We start from the raw sequence: 20,505 nt of genomic DNA on the forward strand, positions 1-20,505 counted from the left end.
ACCCGGATCGTGCGTCGGCAGGGAATAATCGTCCCCGGCACTCGTCACACGCGTCCGCTCCCGCGACCCGGAACCCCCGGATCGCGGCCGGTTCGCGCGCGGCGTGGGCCGGCGGTTCGGTAACGATCGGCATGCGCGTGTTCGATGATCATGAGGGCGAGAGCATGGTGAACGTGCGCGTGGCGACAACAGACAGGGTGAGGCAGCACGATGGTTCGGGCGGTCGGGCAGCGGTGTGACGAGACTGCGGAAGCGGTGCCCGCATGACCCGCCCGGCCCGTGTGCGCCCGACCCGGACCCGCCGCCCCCGCGTCACCACCCTGCCCCAGCTGATGGCCACTGCCGTCGAGGCCAACCCGAGCGGCGCCGCCGTGGTATTCGCCGACGCGACCAGCACGCTGGCCGAGCTGAGCTACGCCGAGCTGGACGAACGCTCCACCCGGCTGGCGCGTCTGCTGATCGATCGTGGCGTGGGTCCGGAGGATCTGGTCGCGGTCGGGATTCCGCGGTCGGTCGAGTCGGTGGTCGCGGTCTGGGCGGTGGCCAAGACCGGTGCGGGGTTCGTTCCGGTGGATCCGAACTATCCGAACGATCGTGTCGAGCACATGATCGTCGACTCCGGCGCGGTCTTCGGGCTCGCTGTAGACGAGGTCCGCACCGACCTACCGGACCGGGTCGAGTGGCTGTCCATCGATACCGCCGAATGCGCGCGTCGGCTGGAAGAGTTCCCCGCCGACCCGGTGACCTACACCGATCGGGTGCGCCCGCTGCGCGCGGAGCATCCCGCTTATGTCATCTACACCTCGGGGTCGACCGGTAAGCCGAAGGGCGTGGTGGTCACGCAGGCGGGGTTGGCGAGTTTCTGTGCCGAGCAGCGTGATCGGTATCGGGTGACGAGTGCGTCGCGGACGTTGCATTTCGCGTCGCCCTCGTTCGACGCGTCCGTGCTGGAGTTACTGCTCGCGCTGGGCGGCGCGGCAACCATGGTCGTCGCGTCCCCCACGGTGTTCGGCGGCGAGGAATTCGCGTCCCTGGTGCGCCGGGAGGCGGTGACCCACGCGTTCGTGACCCCGGCGGCGCTCGCGTCGGTGGACCCGGCGGGTCTGGACGAGTTGCGTGTGGTGGTGGCCGGTGGCGAGGCGTGCCCCCCGGAGCTGGTGCGGCGCTGGGTGCTACCGGTGTCCGGTGGCCGGACCCGCGAATTCTTCAACGGTTACGGGCCGACCGAGACCACGATCATGACGAACATCAGCGCGCCGCTGGTGCCCGGCGAGCCGGTGACCATCGGCGCCCCGATCCGGGCCGTCACCGAATACGTGCTGGACGAGCGGCTGGTCCCCGTCCTCGGCGGCGTGGTCGGCGAGCTGTACATCACCGGTGCCCAACTGGCCCGCGGCTACCACGAACGGCGCGGGCTGACCGCCTCCCGCTTCGTGGCCAACCCGTTCGACGCGAACGGTTCCCGGCTCTACCGCACCGGTGACCTGGTGCGTCGGACGGCGAACGGTGAGCTGGAGTATCTCGGTCGCAACGATTTCCAGGTGAAGATCCGTGGTTTCCGGATCGAGCTGGGTGAGATCGACGCGGTGCTGGCCGCGCACGAGACGGTCGACTTCGCGGTCACCGTCGGGCACCACCTGGACAGTGGCGCCACCATTCTCGTCTCCTACGTGCACGCCGCGCCCGGGACGGCCGCCGACGCCGCCGAACTGGCCGCCTTCGCCGAGCAGAGCCTGCCCGCGCACATGGTGCCGACAGCGGTCATGGTGCTGGAGAAGATCCCGCTGACCCCGGTGGGCAAACTGGACCGCGCAGCGCTGCCCGCGCCGCGGTTGCAGACCAAGGTGTTCCGCGCGCCGGTCGGCCCGCTGGAGGAGTTGGTCGGCGAGGTGTACGCCGAAGTGCTCGGCCCCGGAGCACCGGTCGGCGCGGACGACGACTTCTTCGAACTCGGCGGCAATTCGCTGATCGCGACGCAGGTCGCGGCCCGGTTGGGAGCCGCCATCGCGGCGCGGGTGCCCGCGCGGCTGATCTTCGAGAGCCCCACCGTCGCCGCGCTCGCCGCGCGGCTGGAGCCGTTGAAGGGGGCCGGGGACCGGCGCGCATTGGTGGCGGTGGAGCGTCCGGAGCGGGTGCCGTTGTCGTTGGCGCAGCAGCGGATGTGGTTTTTGAATCAGTTCGATACTGGTTCTGCGGCGAACAATATTCCGTTCGCGGTGCGGTTGTCGGGTGTGTTGGATGTGGCGGCGTTGCAGGCGGCGGTCGCGGATGTGGTCGAGCGTCATGAGACGTTGCGGACGGTGTATCCGGCGGTGGACGGTATGGGTTATCAGGTGGTGGTGCCCGCCGCACAGGCCGTCCCCGACCTCGCGCCGAAGCCCGTCGCCGAGCACGAGCTCATGGACTGGCTGCGCGGATTCGCGCTGGCCGGCTTCGATGTCGCGGCGGAAGTGCCGCTGCGCATCGCCCTGGCAGAAATCGGTCCCGGCGACCACGTGGTCGTGGTGGTGGTGCATCACATCGCCGCCGACGGCGCGTCGGTAGCGCCGTTCCTGCGGGATCTGCTCAGCGCGTTCCTGTCCCGTCGCAACGGGGCCAGGCCGTCCTGGGAGCCGCTGCCGGTGCAGTACGCGGACTACACGCTGTGGCAGCGCGAAATGCTCGGCGACGAGAACGACCCCGAATCGGTGGCCGCGGCCCAGCTCGGCTACTGGCGTCGCGCCTTGGCGGGTATCCCGGACCGGATCGACCTACCTTCGGATCGGCCGCGCCCACCCGTCGCCTCCGGCCGGGGTGCGGAGTACGCCTTCGCGGTGGACGCCTCGGTGCACCGGGGGCTCGCCGAGTTGGCGCACAGCGCGGGCGCCTCGGAGTTCATGGTGGTGCACAGCGCGCTGGCGCTGCTGCTGGCCCGGCTCACCGGCACCGACGACATCACCATCGGCACGCCCGTGGCCGGCCGGGGCGAGCGGGAACTCGACGGGTTGATCGGCATGTTCGTCAACACGCTGGTGCTGCGCACCCGGATCGACCTCGGCGCGTCGTTCCGTACGCTGCTCGCCCAGGCGAAAGAGACGGATCTGAGCGCCTTCTCGCATGCGGAGTTGCCGTTCGAGCGGTTGGTCGAGGTGCTCGACCCGGTGCGGTCGCAGGCGCATCACCCGCTGTTCCAGGTGGCGCTGTTCTTCCAGAACATGAGCAGGCCCGAGATCACTCTGCCCGGACTGTCGGCGCGGGTGGTCGAGCTCGACGGCGCGGTCGCGAAGTTCGATCTCCAATTGACCGTGGTGCCCGAAGCCGAGGGCGAAGCCGCAGGCTTCACGGCGATGTTCACCTATGCCACCGATCTGTTCGACGAACGGACGATCGCCGAATTCGCCTGGCGGTTGGACCGGCTGCTAGCCGTCGCCGCCGCCGAGCCGGACCGGCCGATCGGCGCGATCGATCTGCTCGCCCCCGAGGAGCGCGAACGCATACTGCTCGAGTGGAACAGCACCCGCTATCCGGTGCCCACCGAGTCGCTGCTGGACGGTTACCGCCGCGCGGCGCAGGCCTACGCCGACGAGGTCGCGGTGGTGTTCGAGGGTGTGGGGCTGACGTATCGGGAGTTCGATGCGCGGGTGAATCGTTTGGCGCGGTTGTTGATTTCGCAGGGTGTGGGTGCGGAGTCGTTGGTGGGGTTGGCGGTTCGTCGGTCGTTGGATCTTGTGGTGGGGATGTATGCGATCGTGGCGGCGGGTGGGGCGTATGTGCCGTTGGATCCGGATCATCCGGCCGAACGCATCGCGCACATCCTCGAGACGGCCCAGCCCGTCTGTGTGCTCACGACCTCCGCCGACGCGGTCGACGTGCCGGAAGGCACCGCGGTACTGCTGTTGGACGCCCTGGACCCGAATCGATTCGACGAGTCTCCGGTGCGTGCCGAGGAACTGGTGCGCCCGCTGCTGCCGCACCATCCGGCATACGTGATCTTCACGTCGGGGTCCACCGGCCGCCCCAAGGGCGTCGCCATCTCGCACTTCGCGATCCAGAACCAGATCAGCTGGATGCTCGCGGCCTACCCGCTCGACGCCGACGACGTGTACCTACAGAAGACGGCGACGACGTTCGACGTCTCGCTGTGGGGCTACTTCATGCCGCTGCGCGTGGGCGCGAAGCTGGTCGTCGCCACGCACGACGGACATCGCGATCCGGTGTACGTCGCGGAAACCATTGCCGCGCAGGGCGTGACGGTGACCGACTTCGTGCCGTCCATGCTGACGGTCTTCGCCGCGCACACCGCGCCGGGCTCGTGCCCCACTTTGCGGGACATCTTCGCGATCGGCGAGGCGCTGCCGCCGGAGACCGTCGCCGCGGTGCGCGCCGTGACGGACGCCGCGGTGCACAACCTGTACGGCCCGACCGAGGCGGCGGTCTCGGTGACCTACTGGCCCGCGACCGCGGCCGACGAACGGTCCGTGCCGATCGGCGTGCCGCAATGGAACACTCAGGTCTACGTGCTGGATTCGTGGTTGCGGCCGGTGCCTGCCGGTGTGCCGGGCGAGCTCTACCTCGCCGGTGACCAGCTGGCCCGTGGCTATGTGCGGCGGCCCGATCTGACCGCCGACCGGTTCGTGGCCAACCCGTTCGGTCTCGGCGAACGGATGTACCGAACCGGTGACCTGGTGGTCTGGCGCGCCCCGACCGAAGAACTGCCGCATCGGCTCGACTATCTCGGCCGGACCGATTTCCAGGTGAAGTTCCGTGGTCAGCGGATCGAGCTGGGGGAGATCGAGGCGGCGCTGCTGGCGCAGCCCTCGGTGAGCCAGGCGGTCGCGCTCGTCGCGTCTTCGTCGCTGGGCGAGCAGTTGGTGGCCTACGCGGTCCCCGCGCCGGGGTACGCGATCGAGCAGGACGGCCTGCTCGCGGCGATCGGTGCGACGCTGCCCGCGTACATGGTACCGGCGGCGATCGTGGCGCTGGCGCAGTTCCCGCTCAATCCCAGCGGCAAGCTGGACCGCAGGGCACTGCCCGAGCCGGTGTTCACCGCGCGGGAATTCCGCGCCCCCGCCACCGCGGTCGAGGAGATCGTGGCCGGGGTGTTCGGCGAGGTGCTCGGGGCGCCCCGGGTGGGTGCGGACGACGATTTCTTCGCACTGGGTGGAAATTCCCTGGTGGCCACGCAGGTGGTGGCGCGGGTGGGCGCGGCGGTCGGTGCGCGGGTAGCGGTGCGGACGCTGTTCGAAGCGCCCACCGTGACGGCGCTGGCGGCGGCGATCGAGTCGCACACGCACGGTGAGCGCGGTGTCGAACTGGGCGCAATCGCGCGTCCGGAGCGGCTGCCGTTGTCGTTGGCGCAGCGGCGGATGTGGTTCCTGAATCGATTCGATCAGACCGATGACGCGGGGGAGCGGATCGGTGCGGCGGCTTACAATTTGCCGTTCGCTTTGCGGTTGACCGGTGCGCTGGATGTGGCGGCGCTGGGGGCGGCGCTGCACGACGTGGTGGGCAGACACGAGGTGCTGCGCACGGTGTATCCGGAGACTCCGGATGGTCCGGTGCAGGTGGTGTTGCCCGCCGGGCAGGTGGCGCTGGACGTGGCGGTGCATCCGACCGGTGCGGCCGAGGTCGCGAGCGAGGTGTACACGCTCGCGTCGACGCCCTTCGACGTGACCGCCGAAGTGCCTGTGCGGGTGCGGTTGCTGCGGATCGCGGATGAGCCGCCAGAGTTCGTGCTCGCGGTGGTGGTGCATCACATCGCGGCGGACGCGTCATCGATGGGTCCGCTGGTGCGCGACGTGATGGTGGCGTACTCGGCGCGCGCGGCCGGTGAGCTGCCTGCGTGGTCGCCGCTGCGGGTGCAGTACGCGGATTACGCGTTGTGGCAGCGCGCGGTGCTGGGTGCGGAGTCGGATCCGGAGTCGATTGCCGCGCGGCAGATCGGGTTCTGGCGTGCTGAGCTGGCCGATCTGCCCGATGCGCTGGAGTTGCCGACGGATCGGCCACGCCCGGCCGTGGCGTCGTTGGCGGGCGCTCGGGTCGGTGTGGCGGTGGACGCCGCCACGCACGCGGGTTTGGTCGAACTCGCTCGCGCGCACGGTGCGACGTTGTTCATGGTGGTGCATGCGGCGTTCGCGGTGTTGCTGGCTCGGTTGTCGGGGTCGGACGACATCGCGGTCGGCACGCCTGTCGCCGGTCGTGGTGAGCGTGAGCTGGACGATCTGATCGGTATGTTCGTCAATACCGTGGTTTTCCGGTCGCGGGTCGATGGTGCGGAGTCGTTCGCGGATCTGCTCGCGCGCCAGCGTGAGTCGGATTTGGCGGCGTTCGCGCATGCGGATGTGCCGTTCGAGCGGTTGGTGGAGGTACTGAATCCGCCGCGGTCGACGGCGCGTCATCCGTTGTTCCAGGTGGGCTTGTCTTTTCAGAATGTGGCGCGTGCCGCGCTGGAGCTGCCGGGTTTGTCGGTGGCGAGTGTGGACGCGGATGTGGACGTGTCGCAGTTCGATCTGCATCTGATCGTCGGTGACGGGTACGAGGAGTCCGGTGCGACCGCCGGTATCGGCGGGTTTCTGACGTATGCGACCGATCTTTTCGATCGGGAGACGGTGCAGGGGTTCGCCGATCGGTTCTCGCGCATCCTCACAGCCGTCGTCGCGGATTCCACGGTGCCGGTCGGGGATATCGACATCCTCCCCGACGCCGAGCGTGCCGATGTGCTCACCACCTGGAACGACACGATCCACCCGGTGGAACCGGCCGCGACGCTGGGCTCCCTGCTGCGCCGGACCGTCGCGGCGACGCCGGGAGCGGTCGCCCTGGTCGCGGACCTGCCCGACGGCGCACGCGCCGAGCTGAGCTACGCGGAGCTGGGCGCCCGAGTGAACCGCCTCGCCCGCTACCTGATCTCGGTGGGCGTCGGACCCGAATGCCGGGTCGCGCTCGCGTTCCGCCGATCGGTGGATCTGGTCGTGGCGATGTACGCGGTGGCCGAGGCCGGTGGCGCGTACGTGCCGCTCGACCTGGACCAAGCCGCGGAGCGAACCGACTACATCCTCTCCGTCGCCGCGCCGGTGTGTGTGCTGAGCAATGCGGAGTCGGACTTCGATACCGATGTCGCCCCGGTGGTGCGACTGGAAGACCTCGAACTCACCGCGGTCGCGAGCGTGCCGCTCACCGATTCCGAGCGGGTCGTTCCGCTGCGGCCGGAGAACACGGCGTACGTCATCTTCACGTCGGGTTCGACCGGGCGGCCGAAGGGCGTCGCGGTGTCGCACGCGGCGATCGCAAACCAATTGCTGTGGAAGGCAGCCGCTTTCGAGCTGAACCAGGACGACTCGGTACTGCTGAAGACGGCGGCGACGTTCGACTTGTCGGTGTGGGAGTTCTGGTCGGCGGCGGTGTGCGGCGGTCGTCTGGTCATCGCATCGCCCGACGGTCATCGGGATCCGGCGTATCTGAACGAGCTGATGGCGCGCGAGTCGGTCACGACACTGCACGTGGTGCCGTCGATGCTGGACACACTGCTGGTGCACCGGGCGACCGCGAATGCGCTGGACTGGTCGCCGCGGCGGGTCCTGGCGATCGGTGAGGCCCTGCCGGGTTCGGTCGCACAACGGTTCCTGTGTGACTATCCGCGGGCCGAGTTGTTCAACTTGTATGGTCCGACCGAGGCGGCGGTGTCGATCACCAGTCACCGGGTCACCCTCGCCGATGAGACGTCGGTGTCGATCGGTGCGCCTGAGTGGAATAGCCGTGTGTATGTGTTGGATGCGCGGTTGCGTCCGGTTCCGGTGGGTGTTTCGGGTGAGTTGTATTTGGCTGGTGCGCAGTTGGCGCGCGGGTATTTCGGTCGTGCGGATCTGACGGCGGATCGTTTTGTGGCGAATCCGTTCGAGTCTGGTGTGCGGATGTATCGCACGGGTGACTTGGTTGCGTGGAATAGCAACGGTGAGCTGGAGTATCGGGGTCGTACGGATTTCCAGGTGAAGATCCGTGGTTTCCGTATCGAGCTGGGTGAGATCGAAGCCGCACTGCTCGCACTGCCGGAAGTCGCGCAGACAGCGGTGATCGCCAAGTCGGATCCGAGGACCGGTGACCGCCTGGTGGCTTACCTGGTTGCCGCGGATGCTGATGCCGGTGTCGATGTGGCGCAGGTGAAGTCCGAACTCGCCGCCGGTTTGCCGTCCTACATGGTGCCGTCGGCGTTCGTGGTGTTGGACGCGTTGCCGTTGAACGTCAACGGCAAGTTGGATCGCAGGGCGTTGCCGGAACCGGAGTTCGAGGTTCAGGTGTTCCGTGCGCCCTCGACTCCGATCGAGGAGATCGTGGCGACGGTGTTCGCTGAGGTGCTCGGTGTGGAGCGTGTCGGCGCGGATGATGATTTCTTCGCTTTGGGTGGTAACTCGTTGTTGGCGACGCAGGTCGCGGCGCGTATCGGCGCGGCGCTGGACGCGCGCGTTCCGGTGCGTGTGCTGTTCGAAGCCTCCACCGTCGCCGCACTCGCGATCAAGGTCGAACGCGGCACCGGTGCGCGCAAACGCATCCCGCTGGTCGCGGGACCGCGGCCGGACCACCTCCCGCTGTCGTTCGCGCAGCAGCGCATGTGGTTCCTCAACCAGTTCGACACCTCGGCCTCGGTTTACAACATCCCGGCCGCCATCCGCCTGTCCGGCGACCTGGACGTCACCGCGCTGGGCCGGGCAGTCGCCGATCTCGTCGCGCGCCACGAGATCCTGCGCACGATCTACCCGCAGACGCCGGACGGCCCGGTACAGCGGGTTCTCGCGCCGCACGAGGTGCCGGTGGATCTGGCTCCCGCGCATATCGGGGACGAGCACGTCGCCGGCGAGATACAGCGCATCGTCGCGACGGGCTTCGACGTCACCGCCGAGGTGCCGTTCCGCACCAAGCTATTCCAGCTCGCGGGGTCGGAGTACGTACTGGTGTTCGTCGCGCACCACATCAGCGCCGACGGCTGGTCGATGGGCCCGCTGACCAGGGACCTGATGCTGGCCTACGTGGCGCGTGGCGGCGGCCGCGAGCCCTCCTGGGCGCCGCTGCCCATCCAGTACGCCGACTTCGCGCTGTGGCAACGCGACGTGCTCGGCGCCGACGACGATCCCGAGTCGCTCGCGGGTGCGCAATTGGCCTACTGGACAGCCGAACTCGCCGACCTGCCCGACGAGCTGAACCTGCCCACCGACCGGCCGCGTCCGGCTGCTCAATCCTTCGCGGGCGGCAAGACCGATTTCGTCGTCGACGCCGACGTGCACGCCGCGCTGGCCGGGCTCGCGCGCCAGCACAACGCCACGCTGTTCATGGTGGTGCACACCGCGTTCGCGGTCTTCCTGTCGCGTATGTCCGGCACCGAAGACATCGCGATCGGCACGCCCGTCGCGGGGCGCGGCGAAGCCGAACTCGACGACCTGATCGGCATGTTCGTCAACACGCTGGTGCTACGCACCCGGGTCGCGCCCGGTCTCGCCTTCACCGAACTGCTCGCCGCCGATCGGGAAACCGATCTACGCGCCTTCGCCAACGCCGACATCCCGTTCGAGCGGCTGGTCGAGGCGCTCGACCCGGAGCGCTCGGCGGGCCGCCACCCGCTGTTCCAGGTGGCGCTGTCGTTCGAGAACCTCACCGCCACCAGCTTCCAACTGCCCGGCCTGAGCTTCACCGCGCTCGACCCGGCCGCCGACACCGCGAAGTTCGATCTGCTGCTGACCGTGCGCGAGCAGCGCGCCGAGTCCGGCGCCGAGGCCGGTCTGGCCGCCGAATTCACCTACGCCCGCGATCTGTTCGACGAGCAAACCGTCGTCGAGTTCGGCCGCCGATTCCGCCGCATCCTGGCCGCCGTCGCCCGGCACCCCGCCACCGTCGTCGGCGATCTGGAGATACTGGACGACTCCGAGCGCGCCGACCTGATCGCCCGTACCGGCGCACCCGCCGTGCCGCCGAGCACGCTGCCGGACCTGATGGCCGCCGCCGTGGCCGCGAACCCGGCCGGAATCGCCGTGGTCGCCGACGACCGCACCTTCCTCTACGCCGAACTCGACGCGGCCTCCGCGCAATTGGCGCGCGCGCTGATCGACCGCGGCGCGGGACCGGATGTGCTGGTCGCCATCGCCATCCGTCGTTCGGTGGAATCAGTGCTGGCGCTGTGGGCGGTGGCCAAGGCCGGGGCGGCGTTCGTCCCGATCGACCCGACCTACCCGGCCGACCGCATCGCGCACATGGTCGCCGATTCCGGTGTGACACTCGGCGTGACGCTCACCGCCGAGCTGGACAACCTGCCCGCCCTCGCCGGTGGCGCGTGGGTCGTCCTGGACGATCGCGACTTCACCGTCGACGTCGCGGTGCGCTCGGACCAGCCGTTGCGGCCCGGCGAACTGCGCGCGGCGCCGCGCCCGGACAACGCCGCGTACGTGATCTACACCTCCGGCTCCACCGGTCTGCCCAAGGGCGTCGTGGTCACCCACGCCGGCCTGGCGAACTTCAGCGCCGAGCAGGTGGAGCGATACCGGCTCGACCGGTCCACGCGCGCCTTGGCGTTCGCGTCGCCCTCGTTCGACGCGTCGATGCTGGAACTGCTGCTCGCGCTCGGCGCGGCGGGCGGTCTCGTGCTGGCGCCACCGCTGACCTTCGGTGGCGAGGAACTGGCCGAGCTGATTCGCGCCGAGGGCGTCACGCACGCCTTCCTCACGCCGTCGGTGCTCGCCTCGCTCGACCCGGACGCGCTGGCGGGGATGCGGACCATCGTCGCGGGCGGTGAAGCGGTGCCCGCCGATCTTGCGGCCAAGTGGACGGACGTGCCGGAGCGCGACTTCCACAACGGTTACGGTCCGACCGAGACCACCATCATGACCAACATCAGCGATCCGCTGCGGCCCGGCGAACCGGTCACGATCGGCGGTCCGATCCGCGGCATGCGATCGCTGGTGCTCGACAGCAGGCTGCGCCCGGTGCCCGAGGGCGTCACGGGCGAACTGTATCTGGGCGGCGTCCAGCTCGCGCGCGGCTACCACGCCCGCCCCGGGCTCACCGCCGCGCGATTCGTCGCCGACCCGTACGGTGCGCCCGGCGAGCGCCTCTACCGCACCGGTGACCTGGTGCGCTGGCGCAGGGCAGGGGGCGCGCCGGTCGTGGAATACGTGGGCCGCAACGACTTCCAGGTGAAGGTGCGCGGCTTCCGCATCGAGCTCGGCGAGATCGACGCCGCGCTCGCGGCCCAGCCCGAAGTCGACTTCGCCGTCACCCTCGGCCGGGAAACCGGTTCCGGCGCGACCATCCTGGTCTCCTATGTGCTGCCTGCCAGGGAGGCCACGGCGGATCCGGCCGTGCTGACCGAGCGGATCGGGCGCACGCTGCCGGAGTACATGGTTCCGGCGGCGATCGTGGTGCTCGACGCCATCCCGCTGACTCCCGTGGGCAAGCTGGATCGCAAGGCGCTGCCGGAGCCTGCTGTGGACACCCGCGCCTACCGTGCGCCGCGCACCCCGGCCGAACTCGTGATCGCCGAGGTGATCGGCGAGGTGCTCGGCGTGGACCGGGTCGGCCTGGACGACGACTTCTTCGCCCTCGGCGGCGACAGCATCGTGTCCATCCAGGTGGTCTCCCGCTCCCGCGCCCGCGGTGTGACCTTCTCGCCGCGTGATGTCTTCGAATGCCGGACCGTCGCCGCCCTGGCCCGCGCCGCCGCGGTGGAGGGCGGTCACGGCGACGAGGCGGGCGAACTGCCGCTCACGCCGGACGCGGCGCGGATGCTGGAGGAGGGCGTCGAGGTGCGGGCCATCGCCCTCGACGTCCCGGAGACCTGTTCGGTCGAGACGGTGCGCGGCGCGGTGTCCGCCGTGCTCGACCAGCACCCGATGCTGTGGGTACGGGTGGGTTACGACGGCAACGGCGCGCCCGTGCTGCGCATCCCGGCCGCCGACGAGCGCACCGGTGAGGCGTTCCGCAGGCTGGACCCCCAGCGCGGCGAGACCTCGCTGCCCATCGACGACGTGGTGCAGGCGGCCGCGGCCGCGCTCGACCCCGAACAGGGGCGCAACATCTACTTCGTGCTCACCGGCGGTCCGGAGGCGCGCTCCACGCTCATCATCGTGGCCAGCAGCCTCGTGGTCGACGACATCTCCTGGCGGACCATCGCCGACCAGCTCACCGCGCGCTGGAACCGGGCACGCCACGCCGCGCCCGCGACCCCGGAATCCGGCCTGGGCATGCTCATCCGGGCGCTGGCGGACAAGGCCTACGAGCCGGACACCGTCGCCGAGATGGACTGGTGGCGACGGACGCTCGGCACCGTCCCCGAGGGCGCCGGAGCCGACGGCCGCGATCTGCGCGCACGCAGCCGGGTCTCGCTCACGATCACGGCGGAGGGCGCGGCGGCCGTCGCCGCCGCCGCCGAGGCCTACCACGCCGGAGTGGACGACATCGTGCTCACCGCGCTGGCGCTGGCCCTGCACACCTGCGCGGGCGAGGCCGTCACGCGCGCCATCGGTTCGGTCGTGCGGCTGCCCGCCGATCCGCGCGCGGCCACCCACGCCGATGCGGAGAGCATGGTGGGCGGCTTCGTCACCGAATACCCGCTTCCGCTGCGGCTGACCAGGATCGACATCGAGGACGCCCTGATCGGCGGCCCCGCGGCGGGCGCCGCGATCGCGCAGATCAAGGAGCTGCGGCGGTCGGTGCCCTCGCGCGGTGTCGGTTACGGCCTGCTGCGCCACCTCAATGCCGAGACCGCCGCCGAGCTGCGCGGCCTCGGCCGCGGCCGGTTCGCGCTGCGCTACCGGGATCTGCGCCCGGCGCGGGTGCACACCGACATCCCGTCCGACGATCTGCTGCTCGTGCTGACCGTCGACGCCACCGACGACGGCCTGCTGGCCCGCTTCGACTTCGCCGCCGCCGCGTTCCGTGGCGAGGACGCGAAAACGTTCGCCGAGCATTGGATTCGCGCGCTCGGCGGCCTGGCCGAGCACGGATTGCGCCCCGACGCGGGCGGTTTCACACCGTCGGACTTCCCGCTGGTGCGGCTCAAGCAGCCCGACATCGACCGCTTCGCTCGCGCCTACCCGGATCTGACCGATGCGTGGCCGCTCACCCCGCTGCAATCGGGCATGCTGTTCCACGCCCTGCTCGCCGAGAATTCGGTGGACGTCTACACCACCCAGTTCACGCTGGATCTCGGGGGCGCGGTGGACGCGCGCCGGATGCATGCCGCCGCACAGGCGGTGCTGGACCGGCACGACAATCTGCGCGTCGCCTTCGCCGACGACAGCGAGGGCAATCCCGTGCAGATCGTGCAGGATTCGCTGGAGGTGCCGTGGCGGCTGATCGATCTGAGCCAGCTGGAACCGGCCGCCGCGGCGACCGAGCTGGAGCGGATCAAGGCGGCCGATCTCGCCGACCACTTCGACATGCGCACACCGCCACTGCTGCGGTTCGCGCTGATCCGCTCCACCGCCGCCCGCTACCACCTGCTGGTGACCAGCCACCACATCCTCATCGACGGCTGGTCCATGCCGCTGTTGATGAAGGACTTGCTCACGCTCTACGCTCTCGGCGGCAACTCCCGGCACCTGCCCACGGTGCGGTCCTACCGCGATTACCTGGCCTGGCTGGTCGCGCAGGACGCGCAGGCGGCCCGTGCCGCGTGGCGCGCCGCCCTGGCCGGTGTCACCGAACCGACGCCGCTCGCGCCGGTCGATCCCGGCCGCGAGATCTCCGCGGGCGTCGGCGAGGTCGGATTCGAGCTGTCCCAGGCCGACACCACCGCGCTCACCCGGCTCGCGTCGGGTCTCGGCGTCACGGTGAACACCGTGGTGCAGGCGGCCTGGGGTCTGCTGATCGGTCGCACCGTCGACCGCGACGACGTGGTCTTCGGCGCCACCGTGTCCGGACGGCCGCCCCAGCTGGACGGCGTCGAGGCGATGGTGGGGCTGTTCCTCAACGCGATCCCGGTGCGGGTGCGGCTGGACGCGACCGGCACGCTCGGCGGGCTGCTGCGCCAGTTGCAGGCCGAACAGGCCGCTCTGCTGGATCACCACTACCTGGGGCTGAGCGACATCCAGGAAGCCGTCGGCGTGGAAGGGCTGTTCGACTCGCTCGTCGTGTTCGAGTCGTTCCCGGTGGACCGGGAGGGGTTGGACCAGGCCAGCGCAATCGACGGGATGAACGTCACCGGCGTCGGGGCGGTCAACGGCACCCACTATCCGTTCACCGTGATGGTGGTGCTGGACAGTCAGTTGCGCGTCTCGGTCAAGTACCTGCGCGACCTGACCGGCGAACCGGCGGCGCAGGCGCTCGCGCGCCGGCTCGCGGCGCTGATCGGACGCTTCGTGACGACCCCGCAGGCGCGCGTCGGCGAGATCGATGTGCTGCTGGACGACGAGCGCGCCGAGCTGGCCGCACGCAACGCCACCGACGCGCCCGAACTGCTGGACGGCGCGACGCTGCTGTCGCTGTTCGACGCGCAGGTGGCGCGCACGCCGGACGCGCCCGCGGTGTGCTTCGCCGACACCATCCTCAGCTACGCCGAACTGGATTCGCGCGCGCGGTCCCTGGCCGTCGAGCTGATGCGCTGGGGCGTAGGCCCGGAAACGCTGGTCGCGGTGGCCATGCGACGCGGAATAGATCTGATCGTCGCGATCTACGCGGTCTTGCGGGCCGGTGGCGGCTACGTCCCGATCGATCCGGACCACCCGGCCGAGCGCAGCGAGTACGTCCTCGGCAGCGCCGCCCCGATCTGCGTCCTGACCACCACCGCCGACGCCTTCGACACCGCGACCGGTGTCCCGGTGATCGCGGTGGACACGCTGTATCTGCCGCCGTACGAGGGTGCGTGGCCGCAGCAGCACGTCCACCCGGACGTCGTCGCCTACGTCATCTACACCTCGGGCTCCACCGGTCGCCCCAAGGGCGTGATGATCACCCACGGGCAGATGGTCAACCAGTTCCGCTGGGCTCAGTCGGCCTATCCGCACGGGGCCGACGACGTGGTGCTGCACAAGACGCCGATCACCTTCGACATCTCCACCTGGGAGCTGTTCTGGCCGTTGCAGACCGGAGCATCGATCGTGGTCGCCGCGCCCGACGGCCATCGCGATCCGGCCTACCTGGCCCGGACCATCGTCGAGAACGCGGTCACCACGGTGCATTTCGTGCCGTCGATGCTCGATGCGTTCCTCGACCGCGTCGCCAACCCGACCACGGGGTATCCGTCGTTGCGGCGGGTGTTCGCCGCGGGCGAGGCGTTGTCGGGGGAGACCGCGGCGACCTTCGCCGTCACCGCACCCGGCGCCGCGCTGGTCAACTGGTACGGGCCCGCCGAGGCCACCGTGGTCACCGACCACCCGGTGCGCGACACGGCCGCGGCCGCGATTCCGATCGGTGTTCCGGTGGCCAACACCCGCGTGCACGTGCTCGACCGGCAGTTGCAGCCGGTGCCGCCGGGCGCGGCGGGCGAGTTGTACGTCGCGGGTGTGCAATTGGCGCGCGGCTATCTCGGGGCCCCGGCCCTCACCGCCGAGCGTTTCGTCGCCCATACGGGCGGCACCCGGCTCTATCGCACCGGCGACATCGTGCGCTGGCGCGACGGAGCGCTGGAATACCTGGGCCGCGGTGACTTCCAGGTCAAGCTGCGTGGCCAGCGCGTCGAACTGGGGGAGATCGAGACCGTGTTGACCGGTCACCCCCAGGTGCGGCACGCCGCGGTCGCGCTGGTGCGCGGCGCCACCGGGGACCGGCTGGCCGCCTATGTGGTCGCCGTGCCGGGGGAGTCAATCGATGAGGCCGCGCTGTTGCTGCACGCCCGTGGCGCGCTGCCGTCCTACATGGTGCCCTCCGCGGTCGTGGTGCTCGCCGAACTGCCGCTGAACGCCAGCGGCAAACTCGACCGCAAGGCGCTGCCCGCGCCGCGGCTGGCGACCCGCCCGTACCGCGCGCCGGGCACGCCCCTGGAGCGGACCGTGCTCGAGGTGTTCGACGAGGTGCTCGAGCCCGGTGCCGGCCGGCGGATCGGCATGGACGACGACTTCTTCGACCTGGGAGGCAACTCGCTGGTCGCCACGCGCGCGGTCAGCAGGCTGCGTACGCTGACCGGCGCCGAGGTGCGGGTGCAGTGGTTGTTCACCGATTCCACCCCGGCGGCGCTGGCCGCCCGGATCCTCGCCGCGCTGGCCGACGACCACGACTACGACCAGGACTCGAACGCGGCGCTCGGCGTGCTGCTGCCGATCCGGACCATGGTCCCGCACGACACGGCCGCCGCCCAGCCGCTGTTCTGCCTGCACCCGATGTACGGGTTGTCCTGGTGCTACGCCGGTCTCGCGCGCTACGTGCCCGCGAGCACGCCGATCTTCGGCCTGCAGTCGCCCGCGTTGACCGAAGAGGGCTACCTGCCGGAGTCGTTGACCGAGATGGCGCGCCGCTACGTGGCCGAGATCCGCGCGGTGCAGCCGCACGGCCCCTATCGGCTGCTGGGCTGGTCGCTCGGCGGTGTGCTCGCGCACGCGGTGGCGACCGAGTTGCAGGCGGCGGGGGAGGACATCGGGCTGCTGACCATGCTCGACAGCCATCCGGACATCGACGTCACGGACTTCCGGGCGGCGATCCGCGAGGCGCTGGCCGAACTCGGCATCGGCGCGGACGCCCTGTTGCCCGGCGACGGCGACATCCACGACCTGAGCGAGAACGCGCTGGCCGCGCTGCACGCCACCATCCCGCCCGACATGGCGGTGCTCACCCCGGACCGGGTGCGCCGGATCTACCGCAGCGCGGTGCGCTCGGCCGAGCTGATCGCCGAGCACCGGCCGAAGGTCTACCGCGGCCGTGTGGACTACTTCAGCGCCGCCGGTCACGACACCGCGGCGGACGGCTGGCAACCCTACGTCGACGGCCGGGTCGACGATCATCCCGTCGGCGTCCCGCACGATCAGATGACCTCTCCGGAAGCGCTGGCGCAGATCGGGCCCCGCCTGACCGAACTGCTGGATCCCCCGGGGTGGGAAACGACACGGAACCTGGGGCGGTCATGATCGGATCGACACCGTTCCGGCATGATGGGGCAACGGTGCGGTAACGAAGTCCCCTTTTGTGACGACTACATAGGCCGTATGGTCGGGCGGGATGTCCTGGCATCCACCCGGCGCGTGGGGAATGCAGAGCGAATCTCGAGACGAAGCGAAGGTGCGAAATTGATACGTCGACAGACCCGGCGCGGTGGCCTGCGGGCCGCGGCCGCGATCGCGGCAACCGCGGTGCTCGCGGGCATGATGACCGGTCTCGGCGCGTCCAGCGCGACAGCTGACCCGATCATCGATTCCAAGAGCCTGCTGGCCGACCCGGTCGCCCCGGACGGTTCGCGTATCACCAAAGCCGAGTACAAGGACGCGCGCAGCATCCGCCTGTACGTGTACTCGGCGGCGATGGACGAGAAGATCATCATCGACGTCCAGCGCCCGGCCGACGCCTCCGTTCCGCGCCCCACGCTGTACCTGCTCAACGGCGCGGGCGGCGGCGAGGACGAAGCCTCGTGGCAGGCGAAGACCGACGCGCTGCAGTTCCTGTCGGACAAGAACGTCAACGTGATCCAGCCGATCGGCGGCAAGTGGAGCTACTACACCGACTGGATCAAGGACGACCCGGTACTCGGCCGCAACAAGTGGAAGACCTTCTTCACCGAGGAGCTGCCCCCGCTGATCGACGGCGCGCTGGGCACCAACGGCGTGAACGCCATCGCGGGCCTGTCCACCTCGGGCACCACGGTGCTGGCGCTGCCGATCTCCAAGCCCGGCCTGTACAAGGCCGCCGCGGCCTACAGCGGCTGCGCGCAGACCAGTGACCCGGTCGGTTCCGAGTTCGTCAAGCTGACGGTCGAGACCTGGGGCGGCGGCAACACCGACAACATGTGGGGTCCGCAAGGCGGGCCGGAGTGGGTGGCCAACGACCCGTACGTGCACGCCGAGGGGCTGCGCGGGCTCGACCTCTACATCTCCACCGGCAACGGCCTGCCCGGTCAGTACGACACGCTCAACGGCCAGTACGCCCTTCCCGGCGCATACGGCCTGGCCAACCAGATCATCATCGGCGGTGTGATCGAAGCGGGCACCAACTACTGCACGAACAACCTGAAGAACAAGCTGGACCAGCTGGGCATCCCGGCCACCTACAACTTCCGTAACACGGGCACCCACTCCTGGGGCTACTGGCGCGACGAGTTCCTGCTGTCGTGGCCGGTGCTCGCGAGGGGTCTCGGCCTCTGATCGCCGCCGAGCTGCCGAACGAAGCCGGAACGTCCGGCTGAACTCCACCGACCGCCTGGTTGCCGCGAGCGACCAGGCGGTTCGGTTTTGTAGGGAATATGGAAACGGGGGCGAAGGGATGCCGAACGACAGCATTCACGAGTGACCGCGCACTGATGGGCGAGGATGTCAACCACCGCGTGACCACCGTGCTGGCCTGGTCGGTCGCCGCGATCATCTCCGTCCTCAACGTCGCGCTGATCTATCTCACCGTCACCGGGCGCTAGCGGCCGCGCCCGGTGCGGCGCCGATCAGACCCAGTTCTCGATCCAGTACTTCCAGATCCGCGGCGCGTAGGCGTCCAAAGGCGGAACCTTGATGTCGGTGCCCGCCAGGGCCGCGCTGGTGTGCCTGCAATCGAACCAGCAGGCGAATTCGCTGTGCTCCAGGACATCCAGCGGCACGCCGACCCGGGGCAGCAGCCAATTGGCTCCGGGGACGCGCAACACCATGGCCAGGGTGCGCTTGGGCATCACCTCCACCAGGTGCGGCGCGCCCGCCTCGTCGGCGAACAGGTTCAGCGCGTCGACCGCGCTCTGCCTGCGCGGGTCCACCAGGTGATAGGTGGTCTTGTCGGAACCGGGTCGGTGGGCGATGTGGTCGAGGGCCCGAGCGACGAAATCGACCGGGACCATGTTGGTCTCGCCCAATTTGGGGACCAGCACCGGCAGCAACCTCGGCAGCTGTGCGCCCATGCGCAGCAGGCGGAAGAAGTAGTACGGACCGTCGATCCGATCGATCTCGCCGGTCCTGGAATGCCCGATCACGATCGAGGGCCGGTAGATCCGCCAGCGCAGCGACGACTCCCGCACGATCCGCTCCGCCTCGAATCCGGCCCGTTGCAGCGGAGTGGCCAGTGCCTGGCCGTGATCGAACATGTCCTCGGTGAACAGGCCCTCGGTGGACCCGGCCACCTCCACGGTCGAGACGTGGTGCAGTTGATCGACGCCCAGCTCCTCGGCGACGTCGACCAGGTGCCTGGTCCCGCCGCCGCGCTCGCTCAGGTCGTAGCGCCCGGCCAGATGGAAGACGTGCTGGATGGCGCCGCGATGCTGGGCCAGCCAGGTCGGGTCGATGCCCAGCCCTGGGGCGCCCAGATCGCCGCGTACCGCACGGACGCGGTCGCCGCCCGCCCATTCCTGCGCACAGCAGGCGAACCGGTCGGCCGAGGCATCACCCGGCCGTACCAGTACATGGATGTCACCCTCGCGTTTCAGGAGCTCAGGGATGAGGAATCGACCGATGAACCCAGTTGCCCCGGTAACCAGGTAAGTCATAGCCGATGAACATAGTCGCCTGCCCGTCGGCCTGTTCCGGCGGGCTGATCAGTCGGCGAAGACCGGCTTGCGCTTGGTGAGCATCGCGGTGGCTCCCTCGACGAAATCGGGGGAGCGCAACAACTCGGTCTGGCCTGCCTTCTCGGCGGCCAGAGCCGCGTCGAGGGAGATCAGCGTGGCCTGGTTCAGCGCCCGTTTGGTGAGCTCCAGCGCGCGGCGCGGACCGGTGGCGATCTTCGTGACCCCGGCCTCCACCGCGGCGTCGAGTTCGTCGTCGGGCACGACCGCGGTGAACAAGCCTGCGGCCGCGGCCTCGCGGGCGGGCAGCCGCTCGCCGAGCAGCGCCATCCGCGCCGCCAGCGGGCGGCCCGCCGCCGCGGCCACCAGCGCGGCCGCACCGCCGTCGGGCATCAGGCCGATGTTGATGAAGGCCAGCAGCAGGTAGGAGTCGTCGCTCGCGTAGACCAGGTCGGCCGCCAGCGCGATGCCGACGCCGACGCCCGCCGCGGCGCCCCGGATGCGCACGATCACCGGGACCGGCGCGTCGACGATGGCGCGCACCAGCCGGTTCGCCGCGTCCATGACCATGTCCGAGGTGATGCCGCGGCGCGCCTCGTCCGCGCTGGCCGACAGATCGGCGCCGGTGCAGAAATCGCCGCCCTCGCCGGTCAGCACGATCGCCCGCACCGCGCGGTCCTCGGCCGCCGAGCCGAAGGCGTCCCCGAGCGCGACCATGGTGTCGTAGTCGATGGCGTTCTTCCGCTTCGGGTTGGTGATCGTGATCCGGAGCACTTTGCCGTCCTGAACCGCCGTGAACCTCGTTGCGGCGGGGGCGGCGGCCGGGACCGCGGAATCGTTGGTGCTCATGTTCGCTCCTAAGCTGCAATTCGGCGGACGCCAGGCCGTGAATGATGGTTAACTTTGCGAATTGTGGTTAACTTAGGTTC

The 20,505-nt window shown here is 69.8% G+C and carries 3 protein-coding genes and 2 pseudogenes; 3 read left to right on the top strand and 2 right to left on the bottom strand.

From position 1 onward, the window contains the following. Positions 1-263 precede the first annotated feature (263 nt). The 3 genes and pseudogenes from IU450_RS37735 to IU450_RS37745 form a co-directional block, all read left to right on the top strand. Positions 264-17,015 (top strand): annotated as a pseudogene (locus IU450_RS37735) (non-ribosomal peptide synthetase); the annotation flags it as partial. A gap of 237 nt (positions 17,016-17,252) precedes the next feature. Then, positions 17,253-18,242: an alpha/beta hydrolase gene (locus IU450_RS37740; RefSeq protein ID WP_195154522.1), complete on the top strand. Its 990-nt coding sequence runs from the start codon at positions 17,253-17,255 to the stop codon at positions 18,240-18,242. 137 nt (positions 18,243-18,379) lie between these two features. Further along, positions 18,380-18,508, top strand: a pseudogene (locus tag IU450_RS37745) (divalent metal cation transporter); the annotation flags it as partial. Between the two features lie 24 nt (positions 18,509-18,532). On the opposite strand, the gene IU450_RS37750 reads toward IU450_RS37745, so the two are convergent. Together IU450_RS37750 and IU450_RS37755 are read right to left on the bottom strand one after the other, a co-directional pair. After that, positions 18,533-19,558, bottom strand: coding sequence for an SDR family oxidoreductase (locus IU450_RS37750; protein ID WP_195154509.1), 1,026 nt, complete (start codon positions 19,556-19,558; stop codon positions 18,533-18,535). 48 nt (positions 19,559-19,606) lie between these two features. Continuing rightward, positions 19,607-20,425 (bottom strand): enoyl-CoA hydratase, encoded by an 819-nt coding sequence (locus IU450_RS37755; RefSeq protein ID WP_195154510.1) that lies wholly within the window; start codon positions 20,423-20,425, stop codon positions 19,607-19,609. Between the last annotated feature and the right edge of the window lie 80 nt (positions 20,426-20,505).

The organism is Nocardia abscessus, from assembly GCF_015477775.1.
In the GTDB taxonomy this organism is placed as follows: Bacteria; Actinomycetota; Actinomycetes; order Mycobacteriales; family Mycobacteriaceae; genus Nocardia; species Nocardia abscessus_A.